Below are 19,687 nucleotides of genomic sequence, written 5' to 3' on the forward strand. Positions count from 1 at the left end.
CTGCAGTAAAGCTACCTGGCTCAGCATTCTGCACCCTGGCCATACCGGGCCGGGCAGCTTGTACCAGGGTATTGCACCTGCAGCCTTCCTGTTTGCATCACAAAGCCCTTCCGCGGTGCGCAAGGGCTTTGTCAACAATCGCCGGGCACACAAGGCGCCCCTTTATAAACACTGGCGCGGATTCTAGCCGATTTCGCGGCCCTGTGCAGCCGGCAGTGCAGCCAGATGTGCGGCCAACCTTGCCTCGTCCAGATGCCAGTGACAGATTTCCAGCTCGCCATCCATCAGCACCGGCACCAGTTCGTTGAAACGCTCCTCCAGCACCGGGTCGGCATCCACATCCACCACGTCGATGACAAAGCCGTGCTGCTGCTGCCAGGGGCGCAGCCGTGCCAGCATGTCGTGGCACAGGCTGCAGTACTCGCGAAAATACAGGGTAAGCGTCATCAGCGTGCGGCCTTCTCGGGCTGCAGCGCCAGGAACAGCGGCGCCCCCTGGCGCAGCACGCGCAAGGCCAGCGACTGGCCATTGCCAGTGGCATCCAGCGCCTGCTGCAGCTGGCGGATGCTGCCCAGCTCCTCGCCCCCCACGCCAACGATGACATCCCCCGGCTGCAGACCTGCCTTGGCAGCCGGGCCTTGCGCTGCGCGCACCAGCAAGCCGAATTTCACCCCCAGTTTCTGCAGCTGGGCAGCCGGCAGCGGCTGTACCGACAAGCCGGTGCGGGTCGCTACCGATTCTTCGGCCTGCGGCGCCTGCTTGCCACGGTAGGCACGCTCGGCGGTACGCGGGTCTTCATCCTGCAGTTCGGCGGTTATCACGCTCAGCTTCTGTGCCTTGCGATTACGCCAGATTTCCAGCTCCACCTTGCTGCCAGGGCGGATACTGCCCAGCTGGCGCGGCAGATCATCGCTGTCCTTCAGCGCCGCGCCATTGAGGCTCAGCACCACATCCCCCGACTTCAGGCCGGCGCGCTCGGCCGGGCCACCTTTTTCGACACTGCTGATCAGCGTGCCAGCAGTGGACTGCAGGCCGAACGATGCGGCCAACTCCTGACTGAGCGGCTGGATGGCCACGCCGATGCGGCTGCGACTGACCTTGCCATCCTTCTTCAGCTGCTCGGCAACCGACATCGCCACATCGATGGGAATGGCAAAGGAAATGCCCATGAAGCCGCCGGAACGGCTGTAAATCTGCGAGTTGATACCCACCACCTCGCCCTGCAGGTTGAACAGCGGCCCGCCGGAGTTGCCCGGATTCACCGCCGCATCGGTCTGGATGAACGGCACATAGCTTTCATCCGGCAGATGCCGCCCCTTGGCGGAGACGATGCCGGCGGTCACCGTGCTTTCCAGGCCGAACGGCGAACCGATAGCCAGCACCCATTCCCCCACCTTCAACGCCTCGGCACGCCCCAGGCGCACAAATGGCAGCCCCTTGGCCTCGATCTTCAGCAGCGCCACATCGGTACGTGCATCCGCCCCCACCACCCTGGCCTTGAATTCACGCCGGTCGCCCAGCGTCACGATCATCTCCTCCGCCTCGGCAATCACGTGGGCATTGGTCAGCACGTAGCCGTCCGCAGACAGGATGAAGCCGGAGCCCATGCCGCCGGTGCGGTACTCACGCAACTGCGGCGGCGCAAACCGGCGGAAAAACTCGGCAAACGGATCGTTTTCCATTCCTTCCGGCAACTCGCGCACCACCTGGCGCACCGTCTGCACGGTACGGATATTCACTACCGCCTTGCCTTGCTCATCCACCAGCTGGGTGAAATCCGGCAGCGACGACAGCGGGGCGGACTGCGCCAGCGGGCTGGCGAGCAGACCGGCCATCAACATAGAGGCGGCAATCAGCGTCTTGATCGGCATGTCGTGACAATCTCCATGGAAAGTTGTTGCGGGGGTAGCCGGCTGGCCACGTGCGGCTGGAAGCGTACATCAGCCGCCAGGCGGCGACTGTAACGATGTACCACGAACAATGTCAGCAACAGCGAAGCGAGTGCCGCCAGCACGGCAGCCAGTTCGCCAGCCGGTGCGGCCAACATGGCACCAGCCAGCAGGGCCAGCACCGGCAGCGCGTACAGCAGCGCGGCACTGCGCAGCATGCCGGCCTCCGGCACGGCGATATACACCCGGTCGCCCGGCTGCACGCCGAGCCGGTCCAGCACGCGAAAGCGCGGCTGGCGCAGGCTGAAGGCGCGTGCCAGCTGCAGCGAACGGCAACCATGCACCGGGTCGCACTGACCACAGGGCGAATGCGGCCGCGGCTCCACCCAGGCAAAGCCGGGCTCGACCTGCAGCACGCGGGCTTCGGTTTCAATCATGTTATTTCTGGATCAGGCGGATATTTTTCAATACCGATTGCAGGCCAGCCTCGGGCAGGTCGCCCACCACGGTAAGCAGCTGCTCGCCCACCCGGCGCGAGGCTACGCCGATGCCATTGGGCGCCACCACTACCGGGTGTTGCGGCACCTCGGCATCCGAGGTCTCGACGAACAGCGACAGCTTGGCAAAGCCATCCGAGTAAACATAGTGCTGCACCGCCTCGTCATGGCCCGGCATCGGTCGGCTCATGTAGCGCAACAGGCGGAAGCCTGCCGGCATGCCCTTCACCTCCAGCGGCGCATTGGCCACCGCCGTGGTACCGGTACGGCCCAGCGGCAACGACTGTTTGTAACGCGGCTTGAGCCTGGACTTGTCACGCTCGGCCGACAGCACCAGCTCGGTGAAGGCAAACTGCTCGATCACCTCGCCTTTCGCTCCCAGCGTCACGGTTTTCAGCGGCAGCGCAGTTGCCGGATCGATGCACAGCCGCTGGCTGTAGCGGGTGTTGGCTTCGCGCGGCTTGAGCAGCAGCCACTGGCAGTCACGCTCCACCACGCGATCCATATTGCCCCGTACCAGCGTGTAGGCAACGGCCAACTCGCCCGGCGCTTCCGGCAACACCGCCGGGAACAGTTTGACCGCACTAAGCTTGGCGGCGCTCAAGGACTTGCTGTCCGGCGCATAACAGGTCAACTCATTGCCATGGCGCACGATCTCGCGCGGCAGGCCATCCAGCGATTCGCGCCGTTCGCGCACCTGGCCATCTTCGCTGGCGCGGTAGACCCGGAAGGTTTCCAGTTCGCCGCCAAGCTGATGGCTGTAGCTGCCACTGAACAGCTGCGACTGGCCGGCCTGCGCGGCACGGCGCAGCAGCGACCAGTCATCTTCGGCATACGCCAGCAGGGGAACAGACAATACGGCACAGAGGGCAAGCCCGCGCATCAACGCACCCCCGCCGCCACTGGCTGTGTCAGGCCGACACGGGTCAGACCATCGTCGGTGGCCACATCCTGGTGCGCATCGAGATACAGCTGGCGGCTATCCGCCGCCACCTGCACCTGGGCAGTTGGGGCCGGCACCAGCTGCGCCAGCAAGCCGGCATCCTGCGGCTGGCTCTGCCAGTTATACCAGCCGACCACACCAGCCAGCGCCACCGAGGCGGCAACGGCAAAGCGCGCCGCCGGGCGTGCTGCCCGGCGCGTCATGCGCCGCGGCGCCAGCACGGTCGGCTCCTGTGCCAGTGCCGCCTTCACCTGCTCTCGCACATCCACCGGCAGCAGGACATTACCACGCAGCGCGTCGCCGATCAGGTGGTACTCCTGCCAGGCAGTCTGCAAGGCGGGGTCACTATTAAGGTGTGTTATGAGCGGCTCGGCGTCCTTGTCGGCCAGCTCACCATCCATCAGGGCGGAAAGGTTTTCTTTCATCATCTGCTCACCATCTCTTGTTTTTTGCCGTATCCAGCAACGGACGCAACTCTGCCGCAATGGCCTCGCGCGCACGGAAAATCCGCGAACGCACGGTGCCGATCGGGCAATTCATTGCTGCCGCGATTTCCTCGTAGCTGAGGCCCTCCATTTCGCGGAGGGTAATCGCGGTACGCAATTCTTCCGGCAGACGCTCGACCGCTGCATTGACCGCGGCCAATATCTGCTGGTTCATCAACTCCGCTTCCGGCGTGTGGTAGTCGGGTACCTGCGACGACAAATCCAGGCTCTCGCCATCCTCGTCTTCCACTTCGGCACTCACTACCGGGCGCCGCCCGGCGGAAGTCAGAAAGTTCTTGGCCGTATTGATACCAATGCGATACAGCCAGGTATAAAACGCGCTCTCGCCGCGAAACGATGGCAAGGCGCGGTAGGCTTTAACAAAAGCCTCCTGCGTCACGTCCTCGATATCGGCCGAGTCCCGAAGAAAGCGGGACAACAGCCGCGACAGACGGCGCTGATACTTGCTGACCAGCAAGTCGAACGCACGCTTTTCGCCACGCTGGGCACGCTCAACCAGTTGCTGATCGAGTTCACGATCACTCATCGTTGTCATTAGCTCCCTGATTCGCCCTGCTGTTTTTGTTTATTGCCGTCACGTCCCGGCACAGGGCACCCCTTATGACCCAAGGCCCTCCGCATTAGTTCACAGGCTGTCACATGATGCGCAGCCGGCATTGAACCATGCCGGCACGCCAGTTACCAAGCTGTGACCTAAGCTCACATGACACCCGACAAAAAGTCGGTTTCCAAAAAACCAAGCACTTGCTAGAATTCTCGACAACTACCCAAGACCATAGACAGGAGCACAGCATGACCACTGCCGGCCAACGTTTCCGCGATGCCGTCGCCAATGAAAAACCGCTGCAGGTGGTAGGCGCGGTGAATGCCTATGCCGCGCGCCTGGCCGAGCATAGCGGCTTCAAGGCGCTGTACCTGTCTGGTGGCGGCGTGGCCGCCTGCTCCTGCGGCATTCCCGACCTGGGCATCACCACACTGGAAGACGTGCTGATCGACGTGCGCCGCATTACTGACGTGACCGAGCTGCCGCTGCTGGTGGACATCGATACCGGCTGGGGTGGCGCTTTCAACATCGCGCGCGCCATCCGTAACCTGGAAAAGGCCGGCGCCGCCGCCGTGCATATCGAAGACCAGGTACAGCAAAAGCGCTGCGGCCACCGCCCGAACAAGGCCATCGTCAGCCAGGACGAAATGGTGGATCGCGTGAAGGCCGCGGTGGATGCGCGCAAGCAGGACATGGTGATCATGGCCCGCACCGATGCCCTGGCGGTGGAAGGCCTGGAGGCCGCCATCGAACGCGCCGTGGCCTGCGTGGAAGCCGGCGCCGACATGATCTTCCCGGAAGCGATTACCGATCTGGCCATGTACAAGCAGTTCGCCGCGGCAGTGAAAGTGCCGGTGCTGGCCAACATCACCGAATTCGGCTCCACCCCGCTGTACACCACCCAGCAGCTGGGCGACAACGGCGTGAGCCTGGTGCTGTACCCGCTGTCCGCTTTCCGCGCCATGAGCAAGGCGGCGCTGGAAGTCTACGGCGCACTGCGCCGCGACGGCACCCAGCAGAACGTCGTAGACAAGATGCAGACCCGCATGGAGCTGTACGACCACCTGGGCTATCACGATTACGAACAGAAGCTGGATGCGCTGTTCGCCGAAGGCAAGAACAAGTAAGCGCTTCGGGGTTGGCCGCAACGCGCCACAACACACAGAGAACAGTGTGCGGCCAACCCCACCCTGACAAGCCATCGCGGCAATGCCGCCAAAACATCGCCAGGCCGCGTACCGGCCCTACCTAGGAGAAACAACATGACTGAAGTGGTTCTGACCGGCAAACCGAAGAAATCCGTTGCCCTGTCTGGCGTGGCCGCCGGCAACACCGAGCTGTGTACCGTTGGCCGCAGCGGCAACGACCTGCACTACCGCGGCTACGACATCCTGGACCTGGCCGCCCATTGCGAATTCGAAGAAGTCGCCTACCTGCTGGTGCACGGCAAGCTGCCGAACCAGGCCGAGCTCACCGGCTACAAGAAAAAGCTGAAGAGCCTGCGCGGCCTGCCGGCATCGGTGAAAGCCGCGCTGGAAGCGCTGCCGGCCGCCGCCCACCCGATGGACGTGATGCGCAGCGGCGTATCCGCGCTGGGCTGCACCCTGCCGGAAAAGGATGATCACAACGTGGCCGGCGCCCGTGACATTGCCGACCGCCTGATGGCCAGCCTCGGCTCCATGCTGCTGTACTGGTACCACTTCAGCCACAACGGCAAGCGCATTGAGGTAGAGACCGACGACGACTCCATCGGCGGCCACTTCCTGCATCTGCTGCACGGCCAGAAGCCGTCCGAGCAGTGGGTACGTGCCATGCACACCTCGCTGAACCTGTACGCCGAGCACGAGTTCAACGCCTCCACCTTTACCGCCCGCGTTATCGCCGGTACCGGCTCCGACATGTACAGCGCCATCACCGGCGCCATCGGTGCCCTGCGCGGCCCGAAACACGGCGGCGCCAACGAAGTGGCGTTCGAAGTGCAAAAGCGCTACGAAAACCCGGACGAAGCCGAGGCCGATATCAAGGCCCGCGTGGAGCGCAAGGAAGTGGTAATCGGCTTCGGCCACCCGGTGTACACCATCAGCGACCCGCGCAACAAAGTCATCAAGGAAGTGGCGCGCGAGCTGTCGCAGACCGCCGGCGACAGCAAGATGTTCGATATCGCCGAGCGTCTGGAAAGCGTGATGTGGGACATCAAGAAGATGTTCCCGAACCTGGACTGGTTCAGCGCCGTGAGCTACCACATGATGGGCGTGCCGACTGCCATGTTCACCCCGCTGTTCGTGATTGCCCGTACCAGTGGCTGGAGCGCGCACGTGATCGAGCAGCGCATCGACGGCAAGATCATCCGCCCGTCGGCCAACTACACCGGCCCGGAAGACCAGGTCTTCGTACCGCTGGCGAAGCGCTAAAGCGACCGGCCATGCAGGCAATGCCTGCATGGCCTTTTCACCATAATCAGGAGCGAATGTCCGGCCAGCATGATGTTGGCCGCACGCACGTTGCCCGCCTCTTTCCGTGCCAATGCCATGAACACTCAATACCGCAAATCCCTGCCCGGCACCGCCCTCGACTACTTCGATGCCCGTGCCGCCGTTGAAGCCCTCAAGCCCGGCGCCTGGGCCGGCCTGCCCTACACCGCCCGTGTGCACGCCGAGAACATCGTGCGCAAGGCGGACCCTGCCATCATCAACGACTGCCTGCTGCAGCTGATCGAGCGCAAGCGCGAGCGCGACTTCCCGTGGTTCCCCGCGCGCGTGGTATGCCACGACATCCTCGGCCAGACCGCGCTGGTGGACCTGGCCGGCCTGCGTGACGCCATTGCCGACCAGGGCGGCGACCCGGCCAAGGTCAACCCGGTGGTGCCGGTGCAGCTGATCGTGGACCACTCGCTGGCAGTGGAATGCGGCGGCTACGACCCGGAAGCATTCCAGAAGAACCGTGACATCGAAGATCGTCGCAACGAAGACCGCTTCCACTTCATCAACTGGACCAAGACCGCGTTCGACAACGTGGACGTGATCCCGGCCGGCAACGGCATCATGCACCAGATCAATCTGGAGAAAATGTCGCCTGTCATCCACGCCGACAACGGCGTGGCCTACCCGGACACCTGTGTCGGCACCGACAGCCACACCCCGCACGTGGATGCACTGGGCGTGATCGCGGTGGGCGTGGGTGGGCTGGAAGCCGAAAACGTGATGCTGGGCCGCGCCTCGTGGATGCGGCTGCCGGACATCGTCGGCGTGGAGCTGACTGGCCGCCGCCAGCCCGGCATTACCGCCACCGACGTGGTGCTGGCGCTCACCGAGTTCCTGCGCAAGGAAAAGGTAGTCGGCGCCTACCTGGAGTTCTACGGTGCAGGTGCCGCCAGCCTGACCATTGGCGACCGCGCCACCATCTCCAATATGGCCCCGGAATACGGTGCCACCGCCGCCATGTTCGCCATCGACGGCCAGACGCTGGACTACCTGCGCCTGACCGGCCGTAGCGACGAACAGGTGAAGCTGGTGGAAACCTATGCCAAGGAAGCCGGCCTGTGGGCCGACAGCCTGCGCGAGGTGCAGTACGAGCGTGTGCTGCGCTTCGACCTGTCGAGCGTTACCCGCAACATGGCCGGCCCGTCCAACCCGCACAAACGCCTGCCCACCTCGGCGCTGGCCGAGCGCGGCATTGCGGCCAACCTTGAAGCCGCGCGTGCCGAAGAAGCGCAGGGCAAAATGCCGGATGGTGCGGTGATCATCGCCGCCATCACCAGCTGCACCAACACCAGCAACCCGCGCAATGTGATCGCCGCCGGCCTGCTGGCGCGCAACGCCCGCAAACTCGGCCTGGTGCGCAAGCCGTGGGTGAAGACCTCGCTGGCCCCTGGCTCCAAGGTGGTGAAGCTGTACCTGGAAGAAGCCGGTCTGCTGGACGACCTGGAAGCACTGGGCTTCGGCATCGTCGCCTACGCCTGCACCTCCTGTAACGGCATGTCCGGCGCACTGGAACCGAAAATCCAGCAGGAAATCATAGCCCGCGACCTGTACGCCACCGCCGTGCTGTCCGGCAACCGCAACTTCGACGGTCGTATCCACCCGTACGCCAAGCAGGCCTTCCTGGCCTCGCCGCCGCTGGTAGTGGCCTACGCCATCGCCGGTACCGTACGTTTCGACATCGAGCAGGACGTGCTGACCGTGGTGGATGGCAAGGAAATCCGCCTCAAGGACATCTGGCCGAGTGACGAGGAAATCGACGCTATCGTGGCGCGCGCTGTGAAGCCGGAGCAGTTCAACCAGATCTACATCCCGATGTTCGAGAAGCGCGCCGCCGAGAAGGCCGCCTCCCCGCTGTACGACTGGCGCGAAATGTCCACCTACATCCGCCGCCCGCCGTACTGGGAAGGCGCACTGGCCGGTGAACGCACGCTGAAAGGCATGCGCCCGCTGGCACTGCTGCCGGACAACATCACCACCGACCACCTGTCGCCGTCCAACGCCATCCTGATGAATTCGGCAGCTGGCGAGTACCTGCACAAAATGGGCCTGCCGGAGGAGGACTTCAACTCCTACGCCACCCACCGCGGCGACCACCTCACCGCACAGCGTGCCACCTTCGCCAACCCGCAGCTGGTGAACGAAATGGCGGTAGTGGACGGCGAAGTGAAGAAAGGCTCTCTGGCCCGCGTAGAGCCGGAAGGCAAGGTAATGCGCATGTGGGAAGCCATCGAAACCTATATGAACCGCAAGCAGCCGCTGATCATCATTGCCGGCGCCGACTACGGCCAGGGCAGCTCGCGCGACTGGGCGGCCAAGGGTGTGCGTCTGGCCGGTGTGGAAGCCATCGTCGCCGAAGGTTTCGAACGTATCCACCGCACCAACCTGATCGGCATGGGCGTGCTGCCGCTGGAGTTCAAGCCGGGCACCACCCGCAAGACGCTGAACCTGGACGGCACCGAGACCTACGATGTACAGGGCAAGCTGACCCCGCGTACCGAGCTGACGCTGGTGATCCACCGCAAGAACGGCGAGACCGTGCAAGTGCCGGTAACCTGCCGTCTGGATTCGGACGAAGAGGTGTCGGTGTACGAAGCCGGCGGCGTGCTGCAACGCTTTGCCAAGGACTTCCTGCAAGGCGCCACCGCCTGATGCAACGCTGCGGCCAACCTTTCGGGGTTGGCCGCAGCAGCGCGTAGGGTGGGCAAAGGCCGTAGGCCGTGCCCACCGGCAAGATGTTACTGGTGGGCACGCTACGCTTTGCCCACCCTACAAAGCTAGGTGTTGAGGCCTCCGCGGGCCTTCACCCCATACCTTCAGGAGCGCTCATGGCTCACCCTTCCCAGACCCGCATTCCGGCCACTTACATCCGTGGCGGCACCAGCAAGGGCGTGTTCTTCCGCCTGCAGGACCTGCCGGAACGCTGCCAGCAACCAGGCCCGGCGCGTGACAAGCTGTTCATGCGCGTCATCGGCAGCCCGGACCCCTACTCCGCCCACATCGACGGCATGGGCGGCGCCACCTCCAGCACCAGCAAATGCGTGATCCTGTCCAAAAGCACGCAACCCGATCATGACGTGGACTACCTGTACGGCCAGGTCGCCATCGACAAGGCTTTTGTGGACTGGAGCGGCAACTGCGGCAACCTGTCCACCGCTGCCGGCGCCTTCGCCATCCACGCCGGCTTGATAGACCCGGCCCGCATTCCGGACAACGGCGTGTGCGTGGTGCGCATCTGGCAGGCCAATATCCAGAAAACCATCATCGCCCATGTGCCGGTGACCAACGGCCAGGTGCAGGAAACCGGCGATTTCGAGCTGGATGGCGTCACCTTCCCGGCAGCGGAAATCGTGCTGGAATTCATGGATCCGTCCGACGACGGCGATGAAGGTGGCAGCATGTTCCCCACCGGCAATCTCGTGGACGATCTGGAAGTCCCCGGCGTCGGCACTTTCAAAGCCACCATGATTACCGCCGGCATTCCCACCGTATTCGTCAATGCCGCCGACATCGGCTACACCGGCACCGAGCTGCGTGAGGCCATCAACACTGACCCGGCGGCCCTGGCCCGCTTCGAAGCCATCCGCGTCGCCGGAGCGCTGCGCATGGGCCTGATCAAGACCCCGGAAGAAGCCGCCACCCGCCAGCACACGCCGAAGATCGCCTTTGTGGCACCGCCCACCGACTACACCGCCTCCAGCGGCAAGCAGATCCAGGCCAGTGAAATCGACCTGCTGGTGCGGGCGCTGTCCATGGGCAAGCTGCACCACGCCATGATGGGCACCGCGGCGGTGGCCATCGGCACCGCTGCCGCCATCCCCGGCACGCTGGTGAATCTGGCGGCAGGCGGCGGCGAACGCCAGGCGGTGCGCTTCGGCCACCCGTCCGGCACCCTGCGCGTGGGCGCCGAAGCCAAACAGATCGACGGCCAGTGGACCGTGACCAAGGCCATCATGAGCCGTAGCGCACGCATCCTGATGGAAGGCTGGGTGCGGGTACCCAGCGACGCTTTCTGATTGCCGTATCCACGCTGCCCCTACCCAAACGCCCGGCCCTGTGCCGGGCTTTTTTACGCAGTTATGGCCGTGCAAGGTTGGCCGCAAGCCCTGAGTAGCAAAGCAAAACGCCCGTCGCTTGCGCGACGGGCATTGTCAGCAGCAGCCGGCTTACGCCGGCCACAACTTAGTTCTTCAGGCCGAAGGAGGAGTCACCCTGTGCGGCAGCCGGAGCGGCAGCCGGGTTGTCCAACAGGGCCTTGATGGACAGGCGAACGCGGCCGCGGTCGTCCATCTCGATGGCCTTCACTTTTACGATCTGGCCTTCCTGCAGGTAGTCGCTCACGTTCTTGATGCGCTCGTGGGCGATCTGGGAGATGTGCACCAAGCCGTCTTTACCCGGCATGATGGACACGATGGCGCCCACGTTGTTGTCCAGGATCTTCACTACCGGGCCTTCGTACACCTTGCCCACTTCCACTTCGGCAGTGATTTCCTCGATGCGCTTCTTGGCAGCTTCAGCGCTTTCGGTGGAAACCGAAGCGATGGTGATGGTGCCATCTTCCTCGATGTTGATCTCGCAACCGGTGTCCTTGGTGATGCCACGGATGGTTTCACCCCCCTTGCCGATCACTTCGCGGATTTTCTCCGGATTGATCTTCATCACGTACAGGCGCGGCGCATGGCTGGACAGCTCCTGCGGGCCTTCGATGGCTTCTTTCATGTGACCGAGAATGTGGATACGGCCGTCCTTGGCCTGCTCCAGCGCGATCTGCATGATTTCCTTGGTGATGCCCTGGATCTTGATGTCCATCTGCAGCGCGGTCACGCCTGCGGCGGTACCGGCTACTTTGAAGTCCATGTCGCCCAGGTGATCTTCGTCACCCAGGATGTCGGTCAGCACGGCGAAGCGGTTGCCTTCCAGGATCAGGCCCATGGCGATACCGGCCACGTGGGCTTTCAGCGGTACACCGGCGGACAGCAGCGACAGGCAGCCACCGCACACGGAAGCCATCGACGAGGAGCCGTTGGATTCGGTGATTTCGGAAACCACGCGCATGGTGTAGCCGAACTCGGCTTCCGACGGCAGCACTTGTGCCAGCGCACGCTTGGCCAGACGGCCGTGACCGATTTCACGACGCTTCGGCGGGCCCATGCGGCCAGCTTCACCGGTGGAGTACGGCGGGAAGTTGTAGTGCAGCATGAAGCGGTCGGTGTATTCACCGGCCAGCGCGTCGATGATCTGCTCGTCGCGCTTGGTGCCCAGGGTGGCGGCTACGATAGCCTGGGTTTCACCACGGGTGAACAGCGCGGAGCCGTGTACGCGCGGCAGTACGCCGGTGCGGATGGCGATCGGACGTACGGTGCGGGTATCGCGGCCGTCGATGCGCGGCTCACCGTTCAGAATCTGGCCACGAACGATTTCAGCTTCCAGCGACTTGAAGATGCCCTTGATCTCGTTGGCCACCAGGGTGTCGGTGTCTTCGGTGATCAGTTCGGCCTTCACAGCAGCCCAGGCGGCGTTCAGCGCTTCGGAGCGGGCACCCTTCTGGCGGATGCGGAAGGCGTTGGCGATGGCTTCGCCGGAGATGTCGCGGATCTTGGCGATCAGCTCTTCGTTCTTGGCCGGAGCAGCCCAGTCCCACATTACCGGGTTCACTTCGTCGGCGAACTCGTTGATGGCCTTGATGGCAGCCTGCATCTGGTCGTGACCGTATACCACGGCGCCCAGCATTACAGCTTCGGACAGTTCCTTGGCTTCGGATTCCACCATCAGCACGGCACGTTCGGTACCGGCAACCACCAGATCCATTTCCGAGGTTTCCAGCTCGGTCTTGGTCGGGTTCAGCAGGTATTCACCGTTGGCGTAACCCACGCGGGCAGCACCGATCGGGCCGTTGAACGGCAGGCCGGAGATGGCCAGCGCAGCGGAGGCGCCGATCATGGCCGGGATGTCGGAATCCACTTCCGGGTTCAGCGACATCACGGTGGCTACGATCTGTACGTCGTGGTAGAAGCCTTCCGGGAACAGCGGGCGGATCGGGCGATCGATCAGGCGGCTGGTCAGGATTTCCTTTTCGGACTGCTTGCCTTCGCGCTTGAAGAAACCACCCGGGATCTTGCCGGCAGCGTAGGTACGCTCCAGGTAGTCAACGGTCAGCGGGAAGAAGTCCTGGCCCGGTTTTACGTTCTTGGAGCCAACAACCGACACCAGTACCACGGTGTCTTCTACGGATACCAGCACAGCGCCGGAGGCCTGGCGGGCAACTTCGCCGGTTTCCAGGGTAACGGTATGACGGCCGTACTGGAACGACTTGGTAACTTTGTTAAACATGGAGGTCCTTTGTATTCAGGATCGAGGATTACAACGGGAACCCCTACGTAGCAGACGCTGCGGCCAACGCCGGCTCGTAGAGGCTCCCCCCGTTGTGACAATAAAGAACGTGCAGAAGCAGAAACGGAAAAGTCGCAGACTAGCTGCGACTTTTCCGTATTCTAACCGATTACTTGCGCAGACCCAGACGAGTAATCAGGGCGCGGTAGCTGTCAGCATCAGTGCGCTTGAGGTAGTCAAGCAGACGGCGACGACGGCTCACCAGCTTCAGCAGACCACGACGGCTGTGGTGATCCTTGGTGTTGGCTTTGAAGTGCGGGGTGAGGTCGTTGATGCGAGCGGTCAGCAGAGCAACCTGAACTTCGGAAGAGCCGGTATCGCCTTCCTTACGCTGGAAGTCTTGAACGATCAGGGCTTTTTGTTCGGCGGTCATTGCCATGTGGAAATACTCCAATATCGGTTTAGGGTGTTGCCACCCGACAAGTGCAGCGAGCCTGCGATGTTGCCATCGCCAACCCATCCGCACTTCACTTCGGTGCAGCTTGCGCTGCCATTACCCGGACCGGCTGCAGCTGGCCTTGCGGTGTTGCATCGGCCAGCCCGAGGAATTCTTGTGTATCCGCGTGGTATACGCGAAAGCGCAGCATTGTCTCACAATTTTCCTGCGCGCGCACGGCCTGGCCGTGACAAAAGCGAGCTGCCTCGCCTGCGGCCAAGGTCGCGGCAGGAAAATGCGCCACCAGCACGTCCACCGGCAGCAGCAAGCCGCCGCGCTCGGTCGCTGGCAAGGCCTCGATAGCCTCCAGCGTGTGCGCGTCTTCCAGCCGAAAACCGCCGGTAGTGGTACGACGCAAGGCAGTGAGATGGGCGCCACAGCCAAGCATCTCGCCGATGTCCTGCGCCAGCGTGCGGATATAAGTGCCCTTGCTGCACAGCACGTCGATCACCGCGCTGTCGCCACTAAACTCGATCAGCTCGATGCGGTGAATGGTGACATCGCGGGCCGCACGCTCGATCTCGATACCTTCGCGCGCGTATTCGTACAGTGCCTTGCCCTGGTGCTTCAGCGCCGAGTACATCGGCGGCACCTGGCTGATGGCGCCGGTGTGCGCGGCAATCGCCGCCTCCAGCGCGGCGCGATCAAACGCCACAGGCCGCTGAAGCACCACCTCTCCTTCGATGTCACCAGTAGTGGTCACCGCACCAAATTTCACGGTGGCGCGATAGCCCTTGTCGGCATCCAGCAGGTAGGAAGAAAACTTGGTGGCTTCGCCAAAGCATACCGGCAGCAAGCCGGTGGCAAGGGGGTCCAGCACGCCGGTGTGGCCGGCCTTGGCGGCGCTGTACAACCAGCGCGCCTTTTGCAGCGCGCCATTGCTGCTGATGCCATAGGGCTTGTCCAGCAGCAATACACCATTGATGTTCAGTTTGATGCGACGCGGCGCGCTCATGCCTTATCCGCGCCCTCATCCTGCTCGTCATCGCCCTCGGCCGCATCGGCTTCGGGGTTGGCCGCAGCACCTGCCACCACGTCGTCGATCAGGCGGCTCATGTACACGCCACGGGCGATGGAGTCGTCGTAGACAAAGTGCAGTTGCGGCATGCTGAACAGGCGAATCTGCCGACCCAGCTCATTGCGCAGGAAGCCGGCGGCACTATCTAGCGCCTCCTGGGTGATCTCGCGCTTGTTCTCGTCCATCACGGTGTAAAACACCTTGGCGTGCGAATAGTCACGGGTAACTTCCACCGCGGTCAGGGTGACCCAACCCACGCGCGGGTCTTTCAGACCCTTCCGGATCAGCTCGGCCAGCTCGCGCTGGATCTGCTCGGCGACGCGGTCCGAGCGGGAAAAACCTTTTTTGGCTTTGGCCATGAATGCAAACACCTATTGGGCCACGAACACCACGAAAGGACACGAAGCAGTTGCACCGTTGCGGACCTGCCGCAGCTGACGGTTTGTGTCTTTTCGTGGGTTTCGTGGCGAATAAAACTCAAAAAGGCGGGGCAAGGCCGGCCTTGCGGCCAACCTCGCACCCGCCCCTCGCCACCGTCTTACAGCGTACGCGCCACTTCGACGATTTCGAATGCTTCCAGCTGGTCACCTTCCTGGATGTCGTTGTAGTTCTTCAGCATCAGGCCACATTCGTAACCCTGCTTCACTTCCTTCACGTCATCCTTGAAGCGCTTCAGCGAATCCAGCTCGCCGGTATGCACCACCACATTGTTGCGGATCAGGCGTACCGAGGCACTGCGCTTGATCAGACCATCGGTCACCATACAACCGGCGATGTTGCCTACCTTGGATACGGTGATCACCTGACGGATCTCCACGGTACCCAGGATCTGCTCTTTCTTCTCCGGTGCCAGCATGCCGGACATGGCCGCCTTCACGTCATCCACTACGTCGTAGATGATGTTGTAGTAGCGGATTTCCACGCCCTCGCCTTCCGCCAGCTTGCGGGCGGCAGCGTCGGCTCGCACGTTGAAGCCAACCACAATGGCCTTGGAGGCGATCGCCAGGTTGATGTCGGATTCGGTAATGCCACCCACACCGGAGTGCAGGATGTTGACGCGAACCTCATCGGTGGACAGCTTCTGCAAGCTGCCGGCCAGCGCTTCGTAGGAACCCTGCACGTCGGCCTTGATGATGACCGACATGCTCTGCACTTCGCCTTCGGACATCTGGGCGAACATGTTTTCCAGCTTGGCAGCCTGCTGCTTGGCCAGACGCACGTCGCGGAACTTGCCGGCACGGAACAGGGCGATTTCACGCGCCTTCTTCTCGTCGGCCAGTACCATGGCATCTTCACCAGCGGATGGCACATCGGACAGACCCAGGATTTCCACCGGGATGGCCGGACCGGCCTCGTCGATCGGCTTGCCGTTCTCGTCGATCATGGCTCGCACGCGACCGAAGGCGGTGCCTGCCAGCACGATGTCGCCCTTCTTCAGGGTACCGCTCTGTACCAGCAGGGTAGCTACCGGGCCGCGACCCTTGTCCAGGCGCGCTTCCACGATGATGCCCTTGGCCGGTGCCGCTACCGGTGCGGTCAATTCCAGCACTTCGGCCTGCAGCAGAATGGCTTCCAGCAGCGCATCGATGTTCAGACCCATCTTGGCCGAAACTTCGATGAACTGGGTGTCGCCACCCCAGTCTTCCGGCACCACTTCGTGGGCTACCAGTTCCTGACGGATACGTTCCGGGTTGGCACCTTGCTTGTCGATCTTGTTCACTGCCACCACGATCGGCACGCCAGCAGCCTTGGCATGGTGTACCGCTTCGATGGTCTGCGGCATTACGCCGTCGTCGGCAGCCACCACCAGCACCACGATATCGGTGGCCTTGGCACCGCGGGCACGCATGGCGGTAAACGCCTCGTGACCCGGGGTATCCAGGAAGGTGATCATGCCGCGCGGGGTTTCCACGTGGTAGGCACCGATGTGCTGGGTAATGCCGCCGGCTTCGCCCGCCGCCACTTTGGCGCGACGAATGTAATCCAGCAGCGAGGTCTTGCCGTGGTCGACGTGACCCATCACGGTTACCACCGGCGGACGCGGCAGCGCTTCACCAGTGCTCAGCGCAGCATCATCACCCAGGTAGGCTTCCGGATCGTCCGCCTGCGCGGCCTTGCCGACGTGGCCCATTTCTTCCACCACGATCAGCGCGGTTTCCTGGTCCAGCACCTGGTTGATGGTCACCATCATGCCCATCTTCATCAGGGTCTTGATCACTTCGGCGGCCTTCACGGCCATCTTGTGAGCCAGATCGCCAACGGTGATGGTTTCCGGTACCAGGACTTCATGCACGATAGGCTCGGTCGGCGCCTGGAAGGCGTGCTGGTTGTTGCCGCCCTTGTGCTTGCCGCCCTTGCGGGATTTCCAGTCGTTGCTGGCATCGCCGCCGCGGGTCTTCAGACCCTTGCCCTTCTTGCCATCGTTCCAGCTGTCACGGCCGCCAGGGCCTTTCTTGCCAGCACCTGGACCACGACGGGCATCGCCAGCCGGAGCTGCGGCCGGAGCCGGAGCTGCGCCAGCGCCCGGCGCCGGGCGGGCACCGCCACCAGCTGCCGGACGGACGGACGGGCCACCCGGGCGAGCGGAACGGTTGCCGTCGCGAGCAGCGTCACGAGCGCCCGGCTCGCGCGGGGTGCTCTCTGCCGGCTGCATGCGCGGCTGGGTCGGCTTGGCCGAACGCGGCATGTCTTCAGTCTTGGCCGGAGCTGGAGCGGCAACCGGTTTCGGTGCAGCAGCTTCGGCACGCGCAGCCAGGCGGCGTGCTTCACGCTCCTGCTTTTCACGCAGCAGCGCTTGCTGACGGGCACGGAATTCGGCCTGACGGGCTTCTTCCGAAGCACGGGTAGCCATTTCCGCATCCGACAGGATGGATGCCGGACGGCTCAGCGTCGGCTGTTTTACCGGTGCAACCGGAGCATCCGCGGCCGGCTTGGCTTCCGGCTTGCTGGCTACCTTGGCCTCGACCTTGGCTTCTACCGGCTTGCTTTCGGCAGCTTGCTCCACCTTGGCGGCAACCGGCTTGGCAGCTTCCACTTTCGGGGCTTCGGCAACCACTACCGGCTCGGCAACCGGAGCCGGAGCGGGCTTCTCTTCCACTACCGGGGCAGGTGCCACCGGAGCAGGCGCCGGCTCGGCCACCGGGGCGGCGGCAGCGACTGCAGGCTTCGGTGCCTCGTCTTCCGGACGCACGAACACACGCTTCTTGCGGGTTTCCACGGTCACGGTGCTGCCACCGGCGGTATGGATTTCGCTGGTCTGCTTGCGAGTCAGGGTGATCTTGCCTTCATCGCGTGCGCCATGGGAGGACTTCAAAAAGTCCAGCAGTTGTTTCTTGTCCTGCTCGGTGAGGGCGTCGTCGAGGCTGCGCTTGTGTACTCCGGCGTTTTTCAGCTGCTCCAGCAACCGTTCCGGGGACAAGCTCAACTCGCTCGCAAACTGTTTTACGTTCGTCAAAACCATGCGTATTCCTAATTCCTTCTAGCAATCTTCCGTATGCGGCTGGTTTACATCAGTTAAACCAGTGTTCACGCGCTTTCATGATCAGGGCGCGGGCCGCATCGGCCTCCATGCCGGTCATGTCGACCAGATCGTCAACGGCGAGGTCCGCCAGGTCGTCACGGGTGGTCACGCCGTTCTCGGCCAGTTTGCGTACCAGTTCGCTGTCCAGCCCTTCCATGCTCTTCAGGTCGTCGGCAACATCTTCGACCTTCTCTTCAGAAGCAATGGCTAGGGTCAGGATGGCATCACGGGCACGACTGCGCAGCTCGTTCACCAGAGCCTCGTCAAAACCGTCGATTTCCAGCATTTCGGAAATCGGCACGTATGCCACTTCTTCCAGGGTGGCAAAACCCTCCTGGACCAGCGTGGTGGCAATATCTTCGTCCACACCCAGATGCTGCATGAAGTGATCGCGCAGCTTGGCGTCTTCTTCCAGGTGCTTTTCTTCCGCCTCGGCGACGGTCAGGATGTTCAGGTTCCAGCCGGTCAGCTCGGCAGCGAGCTTCACGTTCTGGCCGCCGCGGCCGATAGCCAGCGCCAGTTGTTCTTCTTCCACCACCACGTCCATGGTGTGGCTGTCTTCATCCACCATGATGCGGCTGACTTCGGCCGGCGACAGGGCGTTGATCACGAACTGCGCCGGATCCGGCGACCACAGCACGATGTCGATGCGTTCGCCAGCCAGTTCCTGGGTCACGGTCTGCACGCGGGAACCACGCACGCCGATGCAGGTACCCTGCGGGTCCAGGCGCGGATCATTGGACTTGACGGCCATCTTGGCGCGCATGCCCGGGTCGCGGGCGGCTTCCTTGATTTCCAGCATGCCGTCGTCGATCTCCGGCACTTCCTGTTCGAACAGCTTCACCAGGAAGTCACGCGAGGTACGCGACAGGATCAGCTGCGGGCCACGACCCAGACGGTCGATGCGCAGCAGACATGCCTTCACGCGGTCACCCACGCGCAGGTTTTCCTTCGGGATCATCTGGTCGCGCGGCAGCACGGCTTCCAGCTTGCCGCACTCGACGATGGCATTGCCACGTTCGATACGCTTGATGGTGCCGGTGATCAGGCTTTCGCGACGCTGCAGGAAATCGTTCAGCACCTGCTCGCGCTCGGCATCACGGATCTTCTGCAGGATCACCTGCTTGGCGGCCTGGGCACCGATACGGCCGAACTCCACCGCTTCCATCGGTTCTTCGATCACGCCACCCAGCTCGGCACGCGGGTCACGCTCGCGAGCGTCTTCCAGGCTCAGTTCGCGATCTTCGAATTCCAGCGCCTCGGCATCCACCACGGTCCAGCGGCGGAAAGACTGGTACTGGCCATTGTGACGATCGATCTCTACTCGAACGTCGATTTCCTCATCGTTGAATTTCTTTTTGGTAGCGGAAGCCAGCGCCATTTCCAGAGCGGAAAACACCACTTCACGGCCGACGTTCTTTTCGCTCGCCAGCGCATCAACCAACAACAAGATTTCGCGACTCATTC

At 63.0% G+C, this 19,687-nt stretch carries 16 protein-coding genes; 4 read left to right on the top strand and 12 right to left on the bottom strand.

All coding sequences use genetic code 11. The annotated features are described in order from the left end of the window. Positions 1–183: 183 nt before the first annotated feature. The 6 genes from ACFOKJ_RS08340 to rpoE are packed head-to-tail and all read right to left on the bottom strand — an operon-like array spanning position 184 to position 4,361. The gene (locus ACFOKJ_RS08340; protein WP_390278497.1) at positions 184–447 is read right to left on the bottom strand and encodes a glutaredoxin family protein; all 264 of its coding nucleotides are present in this window, start codon (positions 445–447) and stop codon (positions 184–186) included. Continuing rightward, positions 447–1,871, bottom strand: coding sequence for a DegQ family serine endoprotease (locus ACFOKJ_RS08345; RefSeq protein ID WP_390278499.1), 1,425 nt, complete (start codon positions 1,869–1,871; stop codon positions 447–449). The genes ACFOKJ_RS08340 and ACFOKJ_RS08345 overlap by 1 nt, the downstream gene beginning before the upstream one ends. Continuing rightward, complete coding sequence (locus ACFOKJ_RS08350) at positions 1,853–2,326, bottom strand: SoxR reducing system RseC family protein (protein WP_390278501.1); 474 nt, start codon at positions 2,324–2,326, stop codon at positions 1,853–1,855. Before ACFOKJ_RS08350 ends, ACFOKJ_RS08345 begins: the two co-directional genes overlap by 19 nt. 1 nt (position 2,327) lies before the next feature. Then, positions 2,328–3,242 (bottom strand): MucB/RseB C-terminal domain-containing protein, encoded by a 915-nt coding sequence (locus ACFOKJ_RS08355; RefSeq protein WP_390278504.1) that lies wholly within the window; start codon positions 3,240–3,242, stop codon positions 2,328–2,330. Between the two features lie 26 nt (positions 3,243–3,268). Continuing rightward, the gene (locus ACFOKJ_RS08360) at positions 3,269–3,757 is read right to left on the bottom strand and encodes a sigma-E factor negative regulatory protein (RefSeq protein WP_390278507.1); all 489 of its coding nucleotides are present in this window, start codon (positions 3,755–3,757) and stop codon (positions 3,269–3,271) included. Positions 3,758–3,761: 4 nt separating this feature from the next. After that, entirely contained in the window at positions 3,762–4,361 is a 600-nt protein-coding gene (gene rpoE / locus ACFOKJ_RS08365) for an RNA polymerase sigma factor RpoE (RefSeq protein WP_390278510.1), read from the bottom strand. A 266-nt stretch (positions 4,362–4,627) separates the two neighbouring features. Here rpoE and prpB point away from each other — a divergent pair, with 266 nt between their 5' ends. From prpB to prpF, 4 genes are all read left to right on the top strand, one after another. Continuing rightward, on the top strand, positions 4,628–5,506 hold the full coding sequence (gene prpB / locus ACFOKJ_RS08370; protein ID WP_390278513.1) for a methylisocitrate lyase: 879 nt from the start codon (positions 4,628–4,630) through the stop codon (positions 5,504–5,506). A 135-nt stretch (positions 5,507–5,641) separates the two neighbouring features. Beyond that, positions 5,642–6,790 (top strand): bifunctional 2-methylcitrate synthase/citrate synthase, encoded by a 1,149-nt coding sequence (gene prpC, locus ACFOKJ_RS08375; RefSeq protein WP_390278516.1) that lies wholly within the window; start codon positions 5,642–5,644, stop codon positions 6,788–6,790. Between the two features lie 117 nt (positions 6,791–6,907). After that, positions 6,908–9,508: a Fe/S-dependent 2-methylisocitrate dehydratase AcnD gene (acnD, locus tag ACFOKJ_RS08380; protein WP_390278518.1), complete on the top strand. Its 2,601-nt coding sequence runs from the start codon at positions 6,908–6,910 to the stop codon at positions 9,506–9,508. 176 nt (positions 9,509–9,684) lie between these two features. Further along, on the top strand, positions 9,685–10,872 hold the full coding sequence (gene prpF, locus ACFOKJ_RS08385) for a 2-methylaconitate cis-trans isomerase PrpF (RefSeq protein ID WP_390278521.1): 1,188 nt from the start codon (positions 9,685–9,687) through the stop codon (positions 10,870–10,872). Between the two features lie 166 nt (positions 10,873–11,038). Here prpF and pnp read toward each other — a convergent pair whose 3' ends face one another. The 6 genes from pnp to nusA all read right to left on the bottom strand — a co-directional run bounded on the left by pnp (position 11,039) and on the right by nusA (position 19,685). Next, positions 11,039–13,186 (bottom strand): polyribonucleotide nucleotidyltransferase, encoded by a 2,148-nt coding sequence (gene pnp / locus ACFOKJ_RS08390; RefSeq protein ID WP_390278524.1) that lies wholly within the window; start codon positions 13,184–13,186, stop codon positions 11,039–11,041. A gap of 169 nt (positions 13,187–13,355) precedes the next feature. Further along, positions 13,356–13,625 carry a 30S ribosomal protein S15 gene (rpsO, locus tag ACFOKJ_RS08395; RefSeq protein WP_349585702.1) on the bottom strand — a complete coding sequence of 90 codons (270 nt, stop codon included), beginning with the start codon at positions 13,623–13,625 and terminating at the stop codon, positions 13,356–13,358. Positions 13,626–13,713: 88 nt separating this feature from the next. Further along, entirely contained in the window at positions 13,714–14,637 is a 924-nt protein-coding gene (truB, locus tag ACFOKJ_RS08400; RefSeq protein ID WP_390278527.1) for a tRNA pseudouridine(55) synthase TruB, read from the bottom strand. Beyond that, positions 14,634–15,059: a 30S ribosome-binding factor RbfA gene (gene rbfA / locus ACFOKJ_RS08405; RefSeq protein ID WP_390278530.1), complete on the bottom strand. Its 426-nt coding sequence runs from the start codon at positions 15,057–15,059 to the stop codon at positions 14,634–14,636. The genes truB and rbfA overlap by 4 nt, the downstream gene beginning before the upstream one ends. Before the next feature lie 179 nt (positions 15,060–15,238). After that, the gene (gene infB / locus ACFOKJ_RS08410; RefSeq protein WP_390278533.1) at positions 15,239–18,160 is read right to left on the bottom strand and encodes a translation initiation factor IF-2; all 2,922 of its coding nucleotides are present in this window, start codon (positions 18,158–18,160) and stop codon (positions 15,239–15,241) included. 49 nt (positions 18,161–18,209) lie between these two features. Continuing rightward, a complete protein-coding gene (gene nusA / locus ACFOKJ_RS08415) occupies positions 18,210–19,685 on the bottom strand; it encodes a transcription termination factor NusA (RefSeq protein ID WP_390278536.1) in 1,476 nt (491 codons plus the stop codon). Positions 19,686–19,687: the final 2 nt, after the last annotated feature.

It is taken from the genome of Vogesella amnigena (genome assembly GCF_042648905.1).
Taxonomy (GTDB): Bacteria; Pseudomonadota; Gammaproteobacteria; order Burkholderiales; family Chromobacteriaceae; genus Vogesella; species Vogesella amnigena.

Bases quoted from the DNA above. Each gene is read 5' to 3' on its own strand.
- ACFOKJ_RS08340 (WP_390278497.1), bottom strand. From the start codon at position 447: ATGACGCTTACCCTGTATTTTCGCGAGTACTGCAGCCTGTGCCACGAC.
- ACFOKJ_RS08345 (WP_390278499.1), bottom strand. From the start codon at position 1,871: ATGCCGATCAAGACGCTGATTGCCGCCTCTATGTTGATGGCCGGTCTG.
- ACFOKJ_RS08350 (WP_390278501.1), bottom strand. From the start codon at position 2,326: ATGATTGAAACCGAAGCCCGCGTGCTGCAGGTCGAGCCCGGCTTTGCC.
- ACFOKJ_RS08360 (WP_390278507.1), bottom strand. From the start codon at position 3,757: ATGATGAAAGAAAACCTTTCCGCCCTGATGGATGGTGAGCTGGCCGAC.
- rpoE (WP_390278510.1), bottom strand. From the start codon at position 4,361: ATGAGTGATCGTGAACTCGATCAGCAACTGGTTGAGCGTGCCCAGCGT.
- prpB (WP_390278513.1), top strand. From the start codon at position 4,628: ATGACCACTGCCGGCCAACGTTTCCGCGATGCCGTCGCCAATGAAAAA.
- prpC (WP_390278516.1), top strand. From the start codon at position 5,642: ATGACTGAAGTGGTTCTGACCGGCAAACCGAAGAAATCCGTTGCCCTG.
- acnD (WP_390278518.1), top strand. From the start codon at position 6,908: ATGAACACTCAATACCGCAAATCCCTGCCCGGCACCGCCCTCGACTAC.
- prpF (WP_390278521.1), top strand. From the start codon at position 9,685: ATGGCTCACCCTTCCCAGACCCGCATTCCGGCCACTTACATCCGTGGC.
- pnp (WP_390278524.1), bottom strand. From the start codon at position 13,186: ATGTTTAACAAAGTTACCAAGTCGTTCCAGTACGGCCGTCATACCGTT.
- rpsO (WP_349585702.1), bottom strand. From the start codon at position 13,625: ATGGCAATGACCGCCGAACAAAAAGCCCTGATCGTTCAAGACTTCCAG.
- truB (WP_390278527.1), bottom strand. From the start codon at position 14,637: ATGAGCGCGCCGCGTCGCATCAAACTGAACATCAATGGTGTATTGCTG.
- rbfA (WP_390278530.1), bottom strand. From the start codon at position 15,059: ATGGCCAAAGCCAAAAAAGGTTTTTCCCGCTCGGACCGCGTCGCCGAG.
- infB (WP_390278533.1), bottom strand. From the start codon at position 18,160: ATGGTTTTGACGAACGTAAAACAGTTTGCGAGCGAGTTGAGCTTGTCC.
- nusA (WP_390278536.1), bottom strand. From the start codon at position 19,685: ATGAGTCGCGAAATCTTGTTGTTGGTTGATGCGCTGGCGAGCGAAAAG.